Annotated in this window: 21 protein-coding genes and 1 pseudogene; 7 read left to right on the top strand and 15 right to left on the bottom strand. The window is 61.8% G+C overall.

All coding sequences use genetic code 11. The features are described from left to right. Position 1: 1 nt before the first annotated feature. The 6 genes from HDG32_RS17905 to HDG32_RS17880 form a co-directional block, all read right to left on the bottom strand. Positions 2–1,294 (bottom strand): acetyl-CoA carboxylase biotin carboxylase subunit family protein, encoded by a 1,293-nt coding sequence (locus HDG32_RS17905; RefSeq protein WP_184069475.1) that lies wholly within the window; start codon positions 1,292–1,294, stop codon positions 2–4. A gap of 2 nt (positions 1,295–1,296) precedes the next feature. After that, positions 1,297–2,520: an MFS transporter gene (locus HDG32_RS17900; RefSeq protein ID WP_184069474.1), complete on the bottom strand. Its 1,224-nt coding sequence runs from the start codon at positions 2,518–2,520 to the stop codon at positions 1,297–1,299. A gap of 126 nt (positions 2,521–2,646) precedes the next feature. Then, complete coding sequence (locus HDG32_RS17895; protein WP_311540085.1) at positions 2,647–2,931, bottom strand: YciI family protein; 285 nt, start codon at positions 2,929–2,931, stop codon at positions 2,647–2,649. Positions 2,932–3,084: 153 nt separating this feature from the next. Continuing rightward, on the bottom strand, positions 3,085–3,636 hold the full coding sequence (locus HDG32_RS17890) for a transposase (RefSeq protein WP_184069472.1): 552 nt from the start codon (positions 3,634–3,636) through the stop codon (positions 3,085–3,087). Further along, the gene (locus tag HDG32_RS17885; RefSeq protein ID WP_167368898.1) at positions 3,633–4,094 is read right to left on the bottom strand and encodes a helix-turn-helix domain-containing protein; all 462 of its coding nucleotides are present in this window, start codon (positions 4,092–4,094) and stop codon (positions 3,633–3,635) included. The genes HDG32_RS17890 and HDG32_RS17885 overlap by 4 nt, the downstream gene beginning before the upstream one ends. Positions 4,095–4,372: 278 nt before the next feature. Continuing rightward, positions 4,373–4,633: a hypothetical protein gene (locus HDG32_RS17880; protein WP_184069470.1), complete on the bottom strand. Its 261-nt coding sequence runs from the start codon at positions 4,631–4,633 to the stop codon at positions 4,373–4,375. Positions 4,634–4,730: 97 nt separating this feature from the next. On the opposite strand from HDG32_RS17880, the gene HDG32_RS36455 reads away from it, so the two are divergent. After that, a complete protein-coding gene (locus HDG32_RS36455; RefSeq protein ID WP_260336509.1) occupies positions 4,731–4,856 on the top strand; it encodes a hypothetical protein in 126 nt (41 codons plus the stop codon). 199 nt (positions 4,857–5,055) lie between these two features. On the opposite strand, the gene HDG32_RS17875 is transcribed toward HDG32_RS36455, so the two are convergent. The 5 genes from HDG32_RS17875 to benA form a co-directional block, all read right to left on the bottom strand. Next, complete coding sequence (locus tag HDG32_RS17875) at positions 5,056–6,273, bottom strand: benzoate/H(+) symporter BenE family transporter (RefSeq protein ID WP_184069468.1); 1,218 nt, start codon at positions 6,271–6,273, stop codon at positions 5,056–5,058. A gap of 165 nt (positions 6,274–6,438) precedes the next feature. Beyond that, positions 6,439–7,230, bottom strand: coding sequence for a 1,6-dihydroxycyclohexa-2,4-diene-1-carboxylate dehydrogenase (locus tag HDG32_RS17870; protein WP_184069466.1), 792 nt, complete (start codon positions 7,228–7,230; stop codon positions 6,439–6,441). After that, positions 7,227–8,249, bottom strand: a complete 1,023-nt coding sequence (gene benC / locus HDG32_RS17865; protein ID WP_184069464.1) for a benzoate 1,2-dioxygenase electron transfer component BenC — start codon at positions 8,247–8,249, stop codon at positions 7,227–7,229. Before benC ends, HDG32_RS17870 begins: the two co-directional genes overlap by 4 nt. 25 nt (positions 8,250–8,274) lie before the next feature. Then, positions 8,275–8,766, bottom strand: a complete 492-nt coding sequence (gene benB / locus HDG32_RS17860; protein ID WP_184023816.1) for a benzoate 1,2-dioxygenase small subunit — start codon at positions 8,764–8,766, stop codon at positions 8,275–8,277. After that, entirely contained in the window at positions 8,763–10,130 is a 1,368-nt protein-coding gene (gene benA / locus HDG32_RS17855; RefSeq protein ID WP_184069462.1) for a benzoate 1,2-dioxygenase large subunit, read from the bottom strand. Before benA ends, benB begins: the two co-directional genes overlap by 4 nt. Positions 10,131–10,588: 458 nt before the next feature. Between benA and HDG32_RS17850 the strand changes: the two genes are divergently transcribed. From HDG32_RS17850 to HDG32_RS17830, 5 genes are all read left to right on the top strand, one after another. Continuing rightward, the gene (locus HDG32_RS17850) at positions 10,589–11,506 is read left to right on the top strand and encodes a LysR family transcriptional regulator (protein ID WP_184069460.1); all 918 of its coding nucleotides are present in this window, start codon (positions 10,589–10,591) and stop codon (positions 11,504–11,506) included. 286 nt (positions 11,507–11,792) lie between these two features. Then, positions 11,793–12,566 carry an ABC transporter substrate-binding protein gene (locus tag HDG32_RS17845; RefSeq protein WP_184069458.1) on the top strand — a complete coding sequence of 258 codons (774 nt, stop codon included), beginning with the start codon at positions 11,793–11,795 and terminating at the stop codon, positions 12,564–12,566. 83 nt (positions 12,567–12,649) lie between these two features. After that, positions 12,650–13,339: an ABC transporter permease gene (locus HDG32_RS17840; RefSeq protein WP_184069456.1), complete on the top strand. Its 690-nt coding sequence runs from the start codon at positions 12,650–12,652 to the stop codon at positions 13,337–13,339. Beyond that, positions 13,336–14,049, top strand: coding sequence for an ABC transporter permease (locus HDG32_RS17835; protein ID WP_090810803.1), 714 nt, complete (start codon positions 13,336–13,338; stop codon positions 14,047–14,049). The genes HDG32_RS17840 and HDG32_RS17835 overlap by 4 nt, the downstream gene beginning before the upstream one ends. Before the next feature lie 37 nt (positions 14,050–14,086). Then, entirely contained in the window at positions 14,087–14,854 is a 768-nt protein-coding gene (locus HDG32_RS17830) for an ABC transporter ATP-binding protein (RefSeq protein ID WP_184069454.1), read from the top strand. 100 nt (positions 14,855–14,954) lie between these two features. On the opposite strand, the gene HDG32_RS17825 is transcribed toward HDG32_RS17830, so the two are convergent. The 4 genes and pseudogenes from HDG32_RS17825 to HDG32_RS17810 all read right to left on the bottom strand — a co-directional run bounded on the left by HDG32_RS17825 (position 14,955) and on the right by HDG32_RS17810 (position 17,052). Next, positions 14,955–15,209 carry a hypothetical protein gene (locus HDG32_RS17825; RefSeq protein WP_184069452.1) on the bottom strand — a complete coding sequence of 85 codons (255 nt, stop codon included), beginning with the start codon at positions 15,207–15,209 and terminating at the stop codon, positions 14,955–14,957. 195 nt (positions 15,210–15,404) lie between these two features. Further along, positions 15,405–15,721, bottom strand: a pseudogene (locus tag HDG32_RS17820) (YciI family protein). A gap of 5 nt (positions 15,722–15,726) precedes the next feature. Then, a complete protein-coding gene (locus tag HDG32_RS17815) occupies positions 15,727–16,599 on the bottom strand; it encodes an intradiol ring-cleavage dioxygenase (protein WP_184069450.1) in 873 nt (290 codons plus the stop codon). 45 nt (positions 16,600–16,644) lie between these two features. Further along, positions 16,645–17,052 (bottom strand): iron-containing alcohol dehydrogenase, encoded by a 408-nt coding sequence (locus tag HDG32_RS17810; RefSeq protein WP_260336508.1) that lies wholly within the window; start codon positions 17,050–17,052, stop codon positions 16,645–16,647. 81 nt (positions 17,053–17,133) lie between these two features. Between HDG32_RS17810 and HDG32_RS17805 the strand changes: the two genes are divergently transcribed. Next, a complete protein-coding gene (locus HDG32_RS17805; protein WP_184069709.1) occupies positions 17,134–17,445 on the top strand; it encodes a high-potential iron-sulfur protein in 312 nt (103 codons plus the stop codon). Positions 17,446–17,727: the final 282 nt, after the last annotated feature.

The following is a 17,727-nucleotide window of genomic DNA, read 5'->3' as shown; positions in this document are numbered from 1 at the left end:
CTTAGCGGAACAGATAGTCTTCACTCGAACTGCGCAGTTTGATGCCGGTCGCCCGAGCCGTTTGACCGATGATCCACTCGGCCAGCAGGCTGCTTTCGTGCGCCGATGCGCCGACCACCTGAAAGTGAAACGGGCACGTACTGCTGTCCATTTTCTCCACCCGCGTGCCGCGGCTGACGTCGAAGCGCCAGCCGGCCAAACGTTCCTTGAACGGCGCGTTCCAGTGCGGCGCGATCGCTTTTTCCACCTGCGTCGATTCCGCCGCGCCGATCATTCTGGTGGTCGCCGCCTGGATCGGCACGATGTCGCGGCACGCGACCGGCATCGCGCGCGTCAGGTACATGTCGACGAGCAGATCGTACGCGTCGATGTCGGTCGCGAGCTTGAAAACCGTCGGCATGTTGCCGCCCATGATGCGCGGATTCGCCTCCACCAGCACCGGCCCGTGTTCGCTCAGAATGATCTCAATGTGGAAGATGCCGAAGTCCAGCCCCACGCTGCGCACGACCTCGACTGCGTAAGCGCGCAACGCATCCGCCACTTCCGACGACACGGGAGCCGGCATCGTCGTGCCCAGTTCGATCGCGGGTTCGTCAATGCAGCGCTTTCTGGCGGAGACGATCAGCGGCACCACTTCGCCGGCGGCCGCCGCGACCTCGACGGATAACAGCGGCCCGTCGATGTAATCCTCGAGCAGCGTTTGCGGTGAAATCGCGTCCAGCAAACCGGCAGGCAACGCAAGCTGCTTGCCCAGCGAGGCGAAGTACGCGCGCAGCCGGTCTTCGTCGTCGATCTTTTCGGCCAGGATACTGCCGCCGCCGCTCAACGGTTTCGCGATGACCGGATAGCCGATGTGCGCCGCGCGCACGAGTGCCAGCTCAAGGGTGTCGACGACGAAATGGCCGACAGACCTCAGGCCGCTCGCGCTGATCCGGTCGCGGCAAGCGGCCTTGTTCTGCGCCAGCGACAACGCGGCCGGATCGGTGCCCGCGAGGCCCAATCGCTGCGCGCAACGCGCCACCGAACTCGCGCAGTACTCAAGCACCGTCACCACCGCGTCGAGCGGATGCTTACGGTTCAGCTCGGACAGCGCGGCAAACAGTTCGTCCTCGTCTCTCGACGCATCGATGCGGACGATCCGGTCGGCCAGACCGCGTGCTTCGATCGCCGACAGATCGCCGAGAAATTCGACAAACTGCTTCGACGAAACGAACGTGACTTCGTGTCCGCGGCGCTTCGCGGCAAGCAGCGCATTCAATCCGACCGGATTACTGTCGACAAACGCGATATGCATGATTACCCCACTTCTTTTTCAAGGAAGCCGGCTTGGTTCCCGAACGCCGCCCGGCGAAACCGGGCGAACAGCGGCACCAGCGCGGCGACGACTATCACCATGAGCGTGACCGGCGCGAAGCCGATTTCGCTCACCAGATAACTGCCGCCCAGCGAGACGGCCAGCATCAGGCCGAGCGCCCACGCATTCGCGTTGGCCATGATTCTGGGCATGCTTGCCGACGGCACAGAGGTGAGCACGAAGCGCATATGCACGCAGTACGCGGCCTCGAAGCCGAACGCGAACACCGCGTACATCGGCACGCCAAACGCAGGGCGCGTGATGAAGATCAGCGGGATCAGCGTGGCGAGCGCGATGCAGTGCGACAGTGGCCCGATCGTGCGATAGCGGCCGCCCGCGACACCGATGCGCGCCGCCGCGAGCGCGCCGACCACATAAGCGATATTAGTAACGGCCTGCAGCAGCGCGATACCCGATGCCGGCATGCCGAGCTGGTCGACCGCGAAGACCGAACGGGCGATGTTGTGATACCCCTGAAAGAGCGCCACCGCGGCAATGAAATAGACGAGCGCCGATTGCGCATCCGGATCGGCGCGCTCGTTCACCGCGCGCGATTTGCCGGACTGATCGGCGGGTTGCCGTGCTTTGGCGACCGTCGCATAGCTGCAGGCCGAAATCAGGTGAAGCGCGATCGACAGTGCGATGACCTGCTGCGAACTCAGACGCGGCAGGAACAGCGCGCCGGCCAGCGCACCCACACCGCCGCCGAACAGCATCGCTGTGTTGTAGTACGACGCGGCGCGATCCAGCGTGGCGCCCGTAAAAAGCCGCTTGACCGCGACGGGACGCGCGACCTTCGACAGGTTGTCGAACGTGCCCTTGACAACGAGAATCCCGAGCAACGGATAGAGATCGTTCAGCAGCCGCATCGCGACCAGCAACGAAAGCGCCGAGCCCACTTCCGCCGCGATCAGAAGCGAGCGCCCGTCGTATCGCGAAGCGAGCGACCTAATCAGCGGCAACGCCAGCACTGCCGGCACCCACTGTGTCAGGACGATGCCGTTTGAAAAGACCGGGGAGTGGGTTTGTGTGAACACGGCGGCCGACAGCGTCATCAGCAGCAGGAAGGTTGCGACCGTTGACGCGAATATCGCCGCCCAGATTCGCACGAACGTCGCGTCGCGCACGACCCAGGTTTCCGGCAGGTTGAGTGACCGTTGATTCACGGAATCCTCTGCCTTTTCGGCTAGTTAAATGATCAAGATGAATTTGATGAAGCCGCGCACGCTGAATATTAGCCGCGATGCTTAAAATTCAATTTCTTATCTAAAGTAAGCATCCAACCAGCGAAGCTATACATTCCGCTTAACCGTCGAAAACACCTGGCGCCATTCAAAAATGCGAAACGACTTTCTCAAACCGGTCGACCAGAATGGATCTCCCTTGATTAAACCGAGGACCTGCTCCGGCGTTTCCGCCTCGACCACCCACAAGCCGCCTGCACCGGTGCCGTCAGCCGTGTCGATCAGCGGTCCGGCCTGCAGAAACGCCGCCTTGTTTTTTTGAAGAAACGCCAGATGGAGTTGCATATTTTCCGCACGAGCAGAGGCAATCGCCTCGTTGTCCTCGAACTGCACACAGTAAATCATTTTATCTTCCCGAATGACGTTATGCTGAACATAGTAGCATCAGTACGGCAGGTTTTACCCGCGCATATTTGCCTGGCAGAATTGCATTAATGCGGGCGGTTGGGATGAAGTTTGCGCTGTTCAATCCGATGGATTAAGTGTTCACGAAAATCTGATTTGAAAATCTGAGCCGAATCCGTCGAGCAGTTTTTTGACCTCGGCATCGATGGTTTCCCTGGTCCAGGTGACGAAGCGGCGCCAGTGATACTTGGCGTGCTTCCAGAGGATTTCGATGAGATTCAGTTCGGGGCTGTAGGGCGGCAGATAGAACAGCACCATGCGATGTTCGAGAAACCATCGGTCAATTGTTTCCTGATCGATGTTGTGATGGATCGAGGCGTTGTCGTGCACCACTAGCGTCGTCAGACCGGGCGTGCTTTCCCGCGCGATCTGCTCAAGGAATTGCACGACATCGGGGCGTTTGATCGTGGTCTTGCTGGTGTGATACGTCAGCAGGTTGGCGCCGAAATCCAGTGCACCAGGGACGGAGCGTTTGCAGTGCGGTTGCGGGAACACACGATGCGGTTCGCCGATGGGCGACGAGCCGCGCTGCACCGGGGACGAAGCACTGAACCCGGATTGATCGAAGTAGAACAGCTGGCACGCACCGTCGAGTGCGGCCTGCTGTAGCTTCGCGAGGGTGGAGGCCTTCACGGCGAACTCCTCGGGGTGACGCTTTTTTTGAGCGAATAGCGACCACGCTTGTAGGAAAACCCCGCTCGTTTGAGCGCAGTCGACAAGGTATCCAGGCGGCAGGGAAACGGCACACCATGAGCTTCTTCAACGCGCTGCGCAATCTGTCTGAGAGTCATCAATTCGGCGCTGGCCGCCTCGATGGCGGTGGCGATCATGGCTTCAGACAACGAACGGGGACGTCCGCCTTTATGACCGACCAGCAGCCCACATATGCCGGATTCCCGCCACGCGTGCGCCCAGTTGTAGACCGACTGCCCGCTCACGCTGAGCTGCGCAGCCACTTCAGTCAGTTTGATCTTGCGGCCGAGCATCATCACGCCCGCGGCCCGGGTGCGCATGTCGCGATGCTGGTGGTTCAACGACATCTGTTGCAAGGTCTTTTCCTCGGCTTCGCTCAGCTCTACAACACACTTCATCTGGACTCCGGCGCAATGGGTTTGCCGAAGTTAACAAAATTCAAACGCGCTTACCAGCAACACTTAGAACCGTAGTCCGTTGAGAAACTGAAACCAGAACTCGCCGGGCTTAGCGGCGGGATCGTTACGCGCTCAACTGCCCGCCGATTTCCGGATGGAGCTGAATTTGTCTGCAAGCCCTGTCGGTAGATCCTTGTTTAGCCTTTGAAGATAGCGATAACGGTGCCAACGCGGCTGCTAGTGCCGGTATGGCGGTGGCCGTCGTTCCAGAGCTAAACTCACCGGCTGCCGAGGTCGCCGAATCGAGCTTTCGGATATTGGGGAAACTTGACGTAGCGGTTGAGCACGTTGCTGACCGGTTCAGGACGCGCGACACAAAATTTGCGTGAACGTCCATTGTCGACGAAGTCGGTTGACCGCTCAGGGTCGCGTTCTGCCCTTGCCGGCGCCGCTAGTATCGACCAAGGGGCGATCAACAAAAATCGGCCCAGAGCGGACGGTGCCCCCGCCCCTTCGAACGACCGCTTCAGATAGACCATCGGCACCCGCCTGCCCCGAAAGTCCCACAATATGACGGGCTGAGAGAACTTGACCGTGCTTACAGACGTCGTCTTTCGCAGATGCGCGAATCGCCCGATGTTCGAAAGCGTCGTGCAGAAGGAATCTGCGCTCTTTGCTCAGGCGTTCAGAATCGTCAACGAACAGATTTGGAAGTACTACGGGTACGACCAGAAGGTCGACGCGAGTCTCAAGACGATCTGAACTGTTATTCAGGACCGCCTGCCAATGGAGGTCGGGGTCAAGAAACTGTCACCGAAGGTCCACTCCTACCAGACCGAATGGATGCGGACAGTTCAAACTTGAACGAACCGCGGGTTCAGCGTTGGCTAGGCGTGGCGCCCGGGAACCCCCGTCCCCGCGACCCAAGCAGTTCATAGATCAGCGAACCTCGCCAACTGAGTCATCCATTCGCCGCCGCGTCGCGCCGCAGCCTGTTCAGCACGAGGTACGCGAACGAGCCGATCACGATGCCCCAGAACGCGGAGCCGAGCCCGAGGAACGTCATACCGGATGCGGTCGCGAGAAACGTGATCACGGAGGCCTCGCGATGGTCTTCGTCCTGGATCGCGCCCATCACGTTCGACGTGATCGCACCGATCAACGCGAGGCCCGCCAGAATCGCGACGAACTCCTTCGGCAGCATCGTGAACAGCGCGACGATCGCACCGGCGAACGTGCCGCCGATCAGATAGAACACGCCGTTCGCCATGCCCGCGATATAGCGCTTGTCCGGGTCGTCGTGCGCATCCTTGCCCGTGCACAACGCCGCCGTAATCGCGGCGATCACGATCGTGATGCCACCGAAAAACGCCACGCCGATCGACGCGATGCTCGTCGCGGTGATGATCGGCCGGGCCGGCGTGTGATAGCCGGACACGCGCAGAATCGCCATCCCCGGCAGAAACTGCCCGGTCAGACTGACGACCACGAGCGGCAACGCAAGACTCAGCGTCGAACTCAGTGTCCATTCGGGTTTGATGAAGATCGGCCGCGTGACTTGCAGCGGCAGCGCGCCCAGGTGCGCGGCGCCGAGCGCGATGGCGAGCACCGTGCCCGTCAACAGCACCAGCACGATGCAATAGCGCGGCAGCAGGCGCCTGAACACGATGTACGCGCCGATCATGCCGAACGCCAATGCAGGCATCGACGCCGCCGCCTTGAACGCATGCGTGCCGAACTGCAGCAGAATGCCGGCCATCATTCCGCAGGCGATGCCCTTCGGGATGCTGCGCACCATGCGGTCGAAATAGCCCGAGATACCGATCAGCAGAATGATCACGGCGGCGCTCAGATACGCGCCCACCGCCTGATGCAGCGTCAACGCGGGAAACAGTCCGACCAGCAGCGCGGTGCCGGGCGCCGACCACGCGGTCACGACCGGCACTTTCAGCTTCCAGCTCGCGAAGATGCCGGAGACGGCCGCGCCGATCGAGATGCCCCATACCCACGACGCAACCATCTCGTTGGGCATGTGGGCCGCTTGCGCCGCCTGGAAGAAGATCACGAGCGGGCCCGCGTACGAAATCAGCACGGCCAGAAAGCCGGCCACGACGGCGGACACGGACCAGTCCGCCGCAACGGCGCGCGTGGTCGGCGCCTGGCTAGGGGTGGGATTCATCGTCGATGTGGGTCAGGGCGGCCCGCTGTCGGTGACACGCGCCTCGCGGCGCAGGTTGCCGCTGGCCGCCGCAAGTCACCGTCAGAGCGCGGAGTCATTCCGGGCCGATAGTATGAAGGACGATCGCCGCGCGGCCTATCGGCATTGTTCAGCCGCAGCCGCTCGCTAGCCCTGATCCCCGCCGCCGACCGGCAGCACGGTGCCGGTGATATACGACGCATCATCGGAAGCGAGGAACAGGATCGCGCCGACCTGTTCGTCGATCGTGCCGTAGCGATGCATCAGGCTCGACGCGATCGTTTGATCGACGATGCCCTGATACCACGTCGCTTCCTGCTCGCTTTGCGGTGCCGTATTGCGCGGCACGCGGCGCGGCGGCGCTTCGGTGCCGCCGGTCGCGACCGCGTTGATGCGGATGCCGTGTTCGGCATGCTCGAACGCGAGGCTCGCGGTCAGCGCGTTGACGCCGCCTTTCGAGGCCGCATACGGCACGCGATAGATACTGCGCGTCGCAATTGACGACACATTGACGATCGCGCCGCTCGCGCGCTTCAGCATCACGGGCAACACCGCGTGGCAGCACCATAGCGTCGGGAACAGCGAACGCCGCACCTCGGCCTCGATCTGCTCTGCTTCATATTCCTCGTACGGCTTCGCCCAGATCGTGCCGCCGACGTTGTTGACGAGCGCGTCGATGCGGCCGAACGCCTCGATCGCGAAGGCCGTCATCGCGGCCGCGCCCGCATAGGTTTCGAGGTCGGCGATGAACGCGCGCGCTTCGCCGCCTGTGCGTGCGATCTCTTCGGCCACCTCGTGCACGATCGGGGAACGGTCGACCAGCACCAAAGCCGCGCCCTCGCGCGCCGCGCGCAACGCGACGCCACGGCCGATACCCTGGCCCGCGCCGGTCACGAGGAGCACCTTGCCCTTGAAGCGATCAATAAAGGTCGAAGTCATGCTACGTTGCTCGCCGAGAATTTTTCGTAGTAGAAGTTCACGGGCTCGACGCTGCTGTCGCGCAGCCAGTCCTGCACCGCTTCGACCATCGCGACCGGGCCGCACAGGTAGACGTCGACGTCGCCGTCGTTCAGCCATTCGCTATCCACATGCGCGGTCACGTAGCCCTTGCGCTCGTGGCTGCTCGCGGAATCGACGACACAGGTGCGATAGCTGAAATTCGGCAGCGAGCGCTGCGCCTCTTCGATCTGTTCGAGCGCGACCAGATCGATGTCGTTGGTCACGCCGTACACGAGGCGCACCGGCTGCAGGTTGCCGCTCGCCTTCAGCACGTCGAGCATCGACAGAAACGGTGCGATGCCGGTGCCGCCCGCGAGGAACAGCACCGGACGCTGCGGATCGCGCAGATAGAAGCTGCCATACGGACCCGTGAAGCCGATCTGCTGACCAGGCTGCGCATCGTTGCTCAGGAAGCCGCTCATCTTGCCGTCCGGCACGTTGCGCACGACGAACGCCGCGCGCGTCGCGCCCGGCGCCGAGCTGAACGAATATGACCGGCTCTCGCCGCTCGCGCCCGGAATCTCGACGTTCACGTATTGACCCGCGAGAAAGCTCGGCGCGCTCGCGCCGTCGATATCGATCGAGAAATGGATCGTCGAATCCGACAGCCGTTCGACCGCCGCGAGCGTGCCTTCGAAACGCGACACCCCGGTCTTGCACGCCGACGACGACGCCTGCACGCGAATCACCAGATCCGAGCGCGGCCGCGTCTGGCACGCGAGGATATAGCCCTGGCTCGCTTCCTCGGAGGTCAACGCATCTTCGACGTAGCTCGACTCGGGCATGTCGTACGCACCCGATTCGCACAGCCCCCGACAGGTGCCGCACGCGCCTTCACGGCAATCGAGCGGAATGTTGATCTTCTGCCGGTAAGCGGCATCCGACAGCGTTTCGTTTTCACGGCAGCTGATGAAGCGCGTGACGCCGTCTTCGAACTGAAGTGCAATAGTGTGTTCCATGACCTGTCTCCTGCAACCGCACCGGCTAGATGTGGTAGATGTCGATGACCTGATTGATGTAGTCGTTCTTCAGCACGACGTACTTGCTCAGGATTTGCGGCTGCGCGCCGTTGAAGTCGATCACGTAGCGCGACATGCCGAAGTAGCTGTAGTTCGTCTTGTAGCGATGGCTCAGCGTGTGCCAGTTGAAGCGCACCGTGTACACGCCGTTGTCCGCGCTCTCCACTTCGACGTTGGCGACGTTGTGGCTCGTGCGTGTGTCGGGCATCGTCGCGCTCGAACGCTCGGTCTTGATGCGGAACACGCGGTCTTCGAGGCCCTGGCGGTTCGGGTAGTAGATCAGCGAAATCTCGCGCTGCGGATCGGTGACGAGCTTGTCCTCGTCGTCCCACGACGGCATCCAGAACGACGCGTCCGGGTGATAGCAGGCGAGCCACTCGTCCCATTGCTCGTCGTCGAGCAGGCGGCTTTCGCGGAACAGGAATGCCTGAATATCGGTGATGGCGATGTTGCTCATGCGCGGCTCCCCGGCGCATTCAGCGCCTTTTTCATCGTGTCGGTCCAGTAGCGGTGCTGCACCGTGTAGAGGCCCTCGTCCTCGGTCTTCACACCGCTCATCACCGGATTGAGGCCGATCTTTTGCGCGGCTTCGTCCGCGCCGTCGATCCAGTGCTTCGAACCGCGGCACATGTCGTTCCATTCGACCGCTCGGCCCGCGTAGCCCAGCTGGCAGGCGCGGAATTCCTCGAGGTCGTCGGGCGTGGCCATGCCGCTCACGTTGAAAAAGTCCTCGTATTGACGGATGCGGCGCGAGCGCGCTTCGTCGGACTCACCCTTCGGCGCGATGCAGTAGATCGTCACCTCGGTCTTGTTGACCGACAGCGGCCGCAGCACGCGAATCTGCGAGCCGAACTGGTCCATCAGATACACGTTCGGGTAGAGGCACAGGTTGCGCGAGTTCTGGATCATCCAGTCCGCGCGCTCGGCGCCGCAGCGCGTGGCGAATTCCTCGCGGCGGCTGAAGTTCGGACGGTCTTCGGGATTCGCCCAGCGCGTCCACAGCAGCATGTGACCGTGCTCGAACGCGTAGAAGCCGCCGCCCTGACGGCCCCAGCTGCCGGCATCCATCGCGCGGATCTTGTCTTCGCGCGCGTTCTCTTCCTTGCGATGATTGGTCGTTGCCGCATAGTTCCAGTGCACGGCCGACACGTGATAGCCGTCCGCGCCGTTTTCGGCGGTCAGCTTCCAGTTGCCTTCGTACGTATAGGTCGACGAGCCGCGCAGCACTTCGAGACCGTCTTCCGACTGGTCGACGATCATGTCGATGATGCGCGCGGCCTCGCCGAGGAACGTCTCGAGCGGCGGCACGTCATCGCTCAGGCTGCCGAACAGGAAGCCGCGATAGTTGCCGAAGCGCGCGAGCTTCTTCAGGTCGTGCGAGCCTTCCTTGTTGAAGCAGTCGGGATAGCCGGCGTCCGCGGGGTCCTTGACCTTCACCAGCTTGCCGCTGTTGTTGAAGGTCCAGCCGTGGAACGGGCACGTATAGGTCGCCTTGTTGCCGCGCTTGTGGCGGCACAGCATCGCGCCGCGATGCGTGCACGAGTTGATGAACGCGTTCAGCTCGCCCTGACGATTGCGTGCGATCACGACCGGCTGACGGCCCATGTAGGTCGTGAAGTAATCGTTGTTGTTCGGAATCTGGCTTTCGTGGGCCAGGTAAATCCAGTTGCCCTCGAAAATGTGCTGCATTTCGAGCTCGAACAGACGCTCGTCGGTGAACGCGCTGCGATGCAGGCGGTAATCGCCGCGCTCGCTGTCTTCGACGAGAAAGTCGTCGATGTTCTTCAGTTGCGGAGTGTGATCCGGGTAGATCGGAATCATGCCTGTCTCCTGATTCGGACTGTCGGTATGCGTGCGACGCACGCGTATAGGGAGCGGCCTGCCTGCCGGGAGGCCGGTGGCCGGTTGGTCTTTCACGTCGGGGAGCGGAGGCGGTGCGCCTCCGTATGGCGTCAGGCCGTGGCGCGCAAGCGCTCGACCTTCGGCACGGGAGGCGGGACCTGGTGCCTGGGGGAATCGGTGCACAACCCTTGCATCGGGGTTGCGATATCAGCATGTCTCATTGCTGCTCCTGAACTCTTTCTAGGTCTTGGATCCCATGCGCGAGGATTTGCCTGCGCCGTCTCCGGGGGCCGACCGACGCTTCAGACCCGGCCGAGTTATCGATGCTCGGGAGGTATAATTTTGTGGGGCGTCTACGGTAACTGAAGGATAGTTCTACGCCATTTGCATCGTCCAACACTGATTTGGTATCGCGACGATACTTAAAAGGTATTTCTATGGAACTGCGCCATCTGCGCTACTTCGTGGCCGTCGCCGAGGAATGCAATGTCACCAAGGCCGCCAAACGTCTGCATATTGCTCAGCCGCCGCTGAGCCGGCAGATCCAGCAGCTCGAAGACATCCTTGGCGTGCAGCTGTTCGAGCGCAACTCGCGGCCGCTGAAGCTGACCGAGGCTGGCCGCTTCTTCTATTCGCACGCCGTGCAACTGCTCGCGCAAACGACGGAAATCGAGGCGATGACGCGGCGCGTCGGCAAGATCGAGCGCAGTTTGTCGGTGGGCTTCGTCGGCTCGACGCTGTACGGCATGCTGCCGAAAATCATCCGGCGCTTTCGTACCGAGAACAGCACCGTCGAGCTGAGCCTGCACGAGATGTCGACGATGGATCAGATCAAGGCGCTCAAGGAAGGCCGCATCGACGTCGGCTTCGGCCGCATCCGTCACGAAGACCCGAGCATCCGGCGCGTCGTGCTGCGCGAAGAACGGATGATCGTCGCGCTGCCGCTCGGCCATCCGCTGATCGCCGCGAAGCCGGTGCTGTCGCTGCACGACCTGACCGGCGAAACGCTGATCATTTTCCCGAAGGCGCCACGGCCCAGTTACGCGGACCAGGTGCTCGCCGCGTTTCACGATCGCGGTCTGAAGCCGCAGCGGCTCTACGAGACGCGCGAATTGCAGATCGCGCTCGGCCTCGTCGGCGCGGGCGAAGGCATCTCGATCGTGCCGGCGAGCGTGTACGGCTTGCAGCGTGGCGACGTCGCCTACAAGGACCTCGACGATCAGAACCTCGTGTCGCCGATCATCATGAGCATGCGCATGCTCGATGAATCGGCCGACATCCAGCGCATGCTCGAACTGATCTACGCGCTGTACGACGAAGAGCACATGACCTATCTGCCGCCTTCGCATTCGTAGAGCGGATTGCGCGGTTCGCGGCCCGACGCCCAGGCGGGCGTCGCCGTAACGAAGTTGTATGGACAAGATATCCGCCACGGTATAGACCGCGGGTATACGCGAAAATTCCGGCTGCGCCCGCAGCCCTTCAATTAGCCTTTAAAGCTTGTCCACAAAGGCTTTCACGCCTATTCCCTGTCTCCTTCCCGGGTGCCTGTAAGCACTAACCCCGATTGCCGCTCATCGCTCGTACGGGATAATTTGTCTATACAACATCGCACCTCGCAGCATCCCTCCCGGAGACTTTATGAAGAAACTCGCCTTGTCCCTCGCCCTCGCGCTCGCTGCCACCGGCGCCTTCGCCAAAGATTGGTCCACGGTTCGCTTCGGCGTGGATGCGAGCTACGCGCCGTTCGAATCGAAAGCGACCGATGGCAAGCTGGTCGGCTTCGACGTCGACCTCGGCACCGAAATCTGCCGCCGTTTGAACGCGAAGTGCGTGTGGGTCGAGCAGGACTTCGACAGCATGATTCCGGCACTGAAGGCAAAGAAGTTCGACGGCGTGCTGTCGTCGATGTCGATGACACCGCAACGCGCCGAACAGATCGCCTTCTCGTCGAAGCTGTTCAACACGCCGACACGTCTCGTCGCGAAGCAGGGTTCGGGCATCCTGCCGACCGCCGACTCGCTGAAGGGCAAGACGGTGGGCGTCGAACAGGGCACGATCCAGGAAACCTACGCGAAGACCTATTGGGAGGCGAAGGGCGTGAAGGTCGTGCCGTATCAGAACCAGGACGCGGTCTATACCGACCTGCAGTCGGGCCGTCTGGACGCAGCGCTGCAGGACGCCGTGCAGGCTGACCAGGGTTTCCTGAAGACGCCGCGCGGCGCGGGCTTCGACTTCGTCGGCAAGACCATCGACGATCCGAAGATCCTCGGCAACGGCGCGGGCATCGGCATGCGCAAGGAAGACGCCGATCTGAAGACGAAGGTCGACAAGGCGATCGCCGACATGATCAAGGACGGCACCTACAAGAAGATCGAGCAGAAGTACTTCAACTTCGACGTGTACGGCAGTTAAGTCCGCCCCCACGAGCCCGCCCCACCCGCTCGCCAGGCCCCGCGCGCATGCGCGCGGTTCGCTCCTTCAACAAGGACACTCCCATGCTGTTTCAAGGCTTCGGTCCGCTGCTCCTCGCGGGCACGTGGGTAACCATCAAGCTCGCGGTGCTGTCGCTCGCGGCGTCGTTTGCGCTGGGACTTCTCGGCGCCGCCGCGAAGCTGTCGACCAACCGTGCGATCTCGCGCATCGGCACGATGTACACGACGCTGATCCGCGCCGTGCCCGATCTCGTGCTGATGCTGCTGCTGTTCTACAGCATCCAGATCTGGCTCAATGATCTGACCGACATGTTCAGCATGGAGCAGATCGACATCGATCCGTTTCTCGCCGGTGTGATCACGCTGGGCTTCATTTACGGCGCGTACTTCACCGAAACCTTCCGCGGCGCGTTTCTCTCCGTGCCGCGCGGGCAGATCGAAGCGGGCTTCGCGTACGGCATGAGCGCGCGGCGCGTGTTCACGCGCATCCTGTTCCCGCAGATGATGCGCTTCGCGCTGCCCGGCATCGGCAACAACTGGCAGGTGCTCGTGAAGGCCACCGCGCTCGTGTCGATCATCGGTCTCGCGGACGTGGTCAAGGCATCGCAGGACGCCGGCAAGAGCACGCAGTCGTTCTTCTTCTTCACGCTGGCGACCGGGGCCATCTACCTCGCCATCACCACCATTTCGAATCTGCTATTGAACCGCCTCGAGAAGCGCTACTCGATCGGCGTACGGAGGGCCGCGCTGTGATCGAACTGACTCGTCAATACTGGCAGAACTACCTGTTCACGGACGGCTTCAACTACACCGGCCTCGTCATCACGCTGTGGTTGCTGGTTGCGTCGATCGTGCTGGGTTTCGTGTTGGCCGTGCCGCTCGCGATCGCGCGCGCGTCGCGCAACCGCTACATCTCCGGACCCGTCTGGCTTTACACCTACATCTTCCGGGGCACGCCGTTATACGTTCAGTTGCTGTTGATCTACACGGGCCTCTACAGTCTGCATTTCGTCCATTCGCACCAGATGCTCGACAGCTTCTTTCGCAATGCGATGAACTGCACGCTGCTCGCGTTCGCGCTGAACGAATGCGCGTATGCCACCGAGATCTTCGCGGGCTCGATCCGGGAGACCTCGCACGGTGAAATCGAGGCGGCCCAGGCTTACGGCATGTCGAAGTTCAAGCTGTACACGCGCATCATCCTGCCTTCGGCGCTGCGCCGGGCACTGCCCTCGTACAGCAACGAGGTGATCCTGATGCTGCACGCGACGACACTCGCGTTCACGGCGACCGTCCCCGACATTCTGAAAGTGGCGCGCGACGTCAACTCCGCGACCTACGCGACGTTCCAGGCGTACGGCATCGCGGCGATCCTGTATGCGGCGATCGTGTTCGCGCTGATCTGGGGCTTCCGCAAGATGGAAATCCGATTGCTGGCTTATCTGAAACCGCAAGCGCATTAAACCCGGACGCATTCGCGTCATGATGGAGCATACGAGCATGTACAAGCTGACGGTCGACGACCTGCACAAGAAGTTCGGCGAGAACGAGGTATTGAAGGGCGTCTCGCTGAAGGCGAAAGCGGGCGACGTGATTAGCCTCATCGGGTCGAGCGGCTCCGGGAAAAGCACCTTCCTGCGGTGCATCAACTTTCTCGAATCGCCGTGCTCCGGGCGCATCACGCTGAACGGAGAGGAAATCAACACGAGCAGGGATCGCAACGGCTCGCTACGCGTGACCCATCCGAAGCAGTTGCAAACGATGCGCACGTGTCTGTCGATGGTGTTCCAGCATTTCAATCTGTGGGCGCATATGACGGTGCTCGAGAACATCATCGAGGCGCCGATCAGCGTGCTGGGATTGAGCCGCGCGCAAGCCGAGGAACGCGCTCGGAAGTATCTGACCAAGGTCGGTTTGCCGGCCAGCACGGAGAAAAAATATCCGTCGCATCTGTCCGGTGGTCAGCAGCAGCGCGTCGCGATTGCTCGCGCGCTTGCGATGGAGCCGGAAGTGATGCTGTTCGACGAACCGACTTCGGCGCTCGATCCCGAACTCGTCGGCGAAGTGCTGCGTGTGATGCAGGCGCTCGCAGAAGAAGGCCGCACGATGATCGTCGTCACGCACGAAATGGGCTTTGCGCGCAACGTGTCGAATCATGTCGTATTCCTGCACAAGGGCAAGATCGAGGAGCAAGGGCATCCGCATCAGGTGCTGACGAATCCGCGCAGTGAGCGGTTGCAGCAGTTTTTGGCGGGGCGGTTGAAGTAGCGGCGGCGGGGTATGGCGCGTCGACCGGCGTCGCGCCTTACCTCGAATCATTTCCAGAACGACTGCGCCACTCACCCGATCGCACTGGTCTGCGCGCGGTTCACAGATACACCGTGTGTTCGCTCTCGCCCTCCGGCAGCACGAGGATCACGCCTGACTCGTGTGACCGCGCCGCGAGGCTGCCCGCATCGCCGCTTTGCTGCGAAAAGAAGCGCCACGTAAAGAGCCCGGTATCGAGCTGTCGTTCGCGGTTCGATACGTCACGCGGCGCCACGTGCACGAGCAGTTCGTCGCCGACGATCTCCACGCTGTGCGGTGCCGCCGAATACGACACGTTCAGGCCGTCACGGATCAACCAGTTGCCATCGCGGAGCGAGCCCGATGCGCAAGGCCATAACGGTACGTCACCGGAGGGCTGCTGTCGAGACTCGAACGAGACGGCTTGAATGTCCTCGACAGGGTCAGGCGAGCGTCGACTAAGGGTTCAACACGACCCACGCGTTCCCGTCGACCGCGATCTTCACCGCATCGAGGGTGTTTCGTTCATCGCTCAGACTCTCCGTTCCGGATTGCCGAGGCTCCAGTCCCACGGACGGATCTCGACGCAATCGAACAGCCCCGCCTGCATGTACGGATCGTTGCTGACGAACTCCATCACATCGTCGATACGCTCCGCTTCGACGACCAGCAACGTGCCATTCATCGCATCGCATCGCATTGCGGCGCGAGCGTCGGACCGCCGAGGCGCACGAACACGCCACGATGCGGATTGCCGCGCAACCACGTCCGATGCACCGGACGCACCCGTTCGCGCACTTCGCGCATGCCGGGCTTGTCGGTCGCGAATACCGCGAAAAAACGTGCCATCGTCATCAACTCCGATCGAGGATGAAGTCGTAGCGCGCTTCGCGGAACGGTCCATCGAAACCGAAGCGGCGCGCGAGTTCGTGATCCGCGGAGCACTCGCGATAGTCGACCATCAGCGAGGGCTTCACGCCGAACACCGCGTCCGAATCCAGATACGGATCCTCGCGATCGAACACATGCGTGACCAGTGTCCGATGCCCCGGCGCATCTATCATGAAGTGCAGATGCGCGGGTCGCCACGGATGCCGTCCAGTCGCTTCGAGCATGCGGCCGACCGGGCCGTCGGTCGGAATCGGATAACTGACTGGCACGATCGTCGAAATCGCGTAGCGGCCTTCGGCGTCGGTGCGAAAACGTCCACGCAGATTGCCGTGCGGCTGCTCGGTGTCCTGCCCCGAGTACATGCCGTTTTCGGCGGTCTGCCAGACGTCGAGCACCGCGTTGGCAAGCGGCTCACCGTCCGTCGACAGCACGCGCCCATGCACGAGTGCGGGCGTGCCCGGCGTGAACGCGATGTTCTCGCCGTACGCGCGCTCGGGCATGCCGCGAATATAGAACGGACCGAATACGGTGGTGTCGGTCGCGCCCGTCGCGAGACGGTGATTGATCGCGTCGACGAGCATCGATACGCCGAGCGTATCCGACAACAGGATGAATTCCTGACGCACGAGGTCATCGCACATCTTGCCGGTGTCGGTCAGAAAGCGAATGGCCGACATCCATTCGGCCTCGGTCGGCTCGACTTCACGCACGAACGCATGCATGTGCCGCACGAGGCTTTGCATCAGCGTGCGCAGCCGTTCGTCGGGCGTGCCCGCGAAGCTTGCTACCACCTGCTCGGTCAGGGCCTGCTCGGCCTCTTTGCTGTCTGTCGACATGTCTTCCTCCATCGATTGTTCTGGCGGCGCTGCGTTGGCCAATGCTCAGGCGGGTTCGGCGCCCTGCCACGCACGTTGCAGCAGCGCGCGGATCGCGTCGCGCTCCACGGGACGCGGGTTCGCATACGGATTCTTGCACGCGAGATCGGCCGCTTCGTCGAGTCCCTGCTCGGCCATGCCGATCTGCGCGAGCGCCATCGGAATGCCGAGCGCGCGGTTCAGTTCGAACAGCAGCGGACCCGCGTCGGCCGCGCGCTTGCCGCCGAGCGCGCGTGCGACGCGCGCAAGCGCATCGGGCGCGGCGTCGTGGTTGTAGTGTGCCGTATGCGGCAGGTTAAACGTACCGCCCAACGTATGACACAGCTTGTGATGGGAAGTGAATGCTGTTTCGCTGCTAATCGCTGAATCTGTCAATCCGTCACGCTGGATCGTGCAGGTATGCTGATTGCTCATGTTATGACGAGATGGTTTGCGATTGACCGGTTCACCGTCACTTTGCCACCGTCTGATTGTGTCTCGAAAGGAGTTTCGATCGTGTCGCTCTCTCGCCGTCATTTCATGATACTTGCCGCATCCGTTGCCTCAACGACGGTTCTCTCGACAAAGTCAAACGCGGACGCGCCTGTGCTGTCCGAAAACGATCCGACCGCACTGGCCCTCGGATACAAGATGGACGCATCGAAGGTCGACAAGGCGAAATTCCCTCGGTACCAGCCAGGGCAGACCTGCGCCAATTGCCAACTGTATCAAGGCAAACCCGGTTCCACGAATGGACCGTGTCCGACTTACGGGGGCAAGCTGGTCGACGCAAAAGGGTGGTGTAACGCCTACGTGAAAAAGGCGTAATTTACAGGCCGTCGTTGTCATTGGGCATACCGCTGTGTACAGCGTCAACCTACGGGTGTGGAGCGCCGTCGGATGGACGTCGCGCCCCTTAACTGCTCTTCCAGCTGTCGTCACGTCACCGTTCGCTTCATCGTAGCTCGCGCCGATAGCCGCGATCCAGTGCGCCGTTATGACAAGGAATAACAAGCTAGATACTATGGAAGGGCGCCACGGAAGTAAGCCTCCTGGAGTAAAACGAGGATCCCGACACCCGTTTTCCGAGAGGAGTACGCAAATGAATGC

It is taken from the genome of Paraburkholderia sp. CI2, assembly GCF_014201055.1.
Classification (GTDB): domain Bacteria; phylum Pseudomonadota; class Gammaproteobacteria; order Burkholderiales; family Burkholderiaceae; genus Paraburkholderia; species Paraburkholderia tuberum.
Note: the sequence above shows the minus strand (reverse complement) of the source record. Positions and strands in the feature narration are given on the sequence as shown.

Coding starts and splice junctions, on each gene's coding strand:
- HDG32_RS17840 (WP_184069456.1), top strand. CDS start 12,650: ATGCTGTTTCAAGGCTTCGGTCCGCTGCTCCTCGCGGGCACGTGGGTA.
- HDG32_RS17845 (WP_184069458.1), top strand. CDS start 11,793: ATGAAGAAACTCGCCTTGTCCCTCGCCCTCGCGCTCGCTGCCACCGGC.
- HDG32_RS17810 (WP_260336508.1), bottom strand. CDS start 17,052: ATGAGCAATCAGCATACCTGCACGATCCAGCGTGACGGATTGACAGAT.
- HDG32_RS17870 (WP_184069466.1), bottom strand. CDS start 7,230: ATGACTTCGACCTTTATTGATCGCTTCAAGGGCAAGGTGCTCCTCGTG.
- HDG32_RS17850 (WP_184069460.1), top strand. CDS start 10,589: ATGGAACTGCGCCATCTGCGCTACTTCGTGGCCGTCGCCGAGGAATGC.
- benC (WP_184069464.1), bottom strand. CDS start 8,249: ATGGAACACACTATTGCACTTCAGTTCGAAGACGGCGTCACGCGCTTC.
- HDG32_RS17880 (WP_184069470.1), bottom strand. CDS start 4,633: ATGGTCTATCTGAAGCGGTCGTTCGAAGGGGCGGGGGCACCGTCCGCT.
- HDG32_RS17830 (WP_184069454.1), top strand. CDS start 14,087: ATGTACAAGCTGACGGTCGACGACCTGCACAAGAAGTTCGGCGAGAAC.
- benB (WP_184023816.1), bottom strand. CDS start 8,766: ATGAGCAACATCGCCATCACCGATATTCAGGCATTCCTGTTCCGCGAA.
- HDG32_RS17815 (WP_184069450.1), bottom strand. CDS start 16,599: ATGTCGACAGACAGCAAAGAGGCCGAGCAGGCCCTGACCGAGCAGGTG.
- HDG32_RS36455 (WP_260336509.1), top strand. CDS start 4,731: ATGTTCGAAAGCGTCGTGCAGAAGGAATCTGCGCTCTTTGCTCAGGCG.
- HDG32_RS17885 (WP_167368898.1), bottom strand. CDS start 4,094: ATGAAGTGTGTTGTAGAGCTGAGCGAAGCCGAGGAAAAGACCTTGCAA.
- HDG32_RS17905 (WP_184069475.1), bottom strand. CDS start 1,294: ATGCATATCGCGTTTGTCGACAGTAATCCGGTCGGATTGAATGCGCTG.
- benA (WP_184069462.1), bottom strand. CDS start 10,130: ATGATTCCGATCTACCCGGATCACACTCCGCAACTGAAGAACATCGAC.
- HDG32_RS17875 (WP_184069468.1), bottom strand. CDS start 6,273: ATGAATCCCACCCCTAGCCAGGCGCCGACCACGCGCGCCGTTGCGGCG.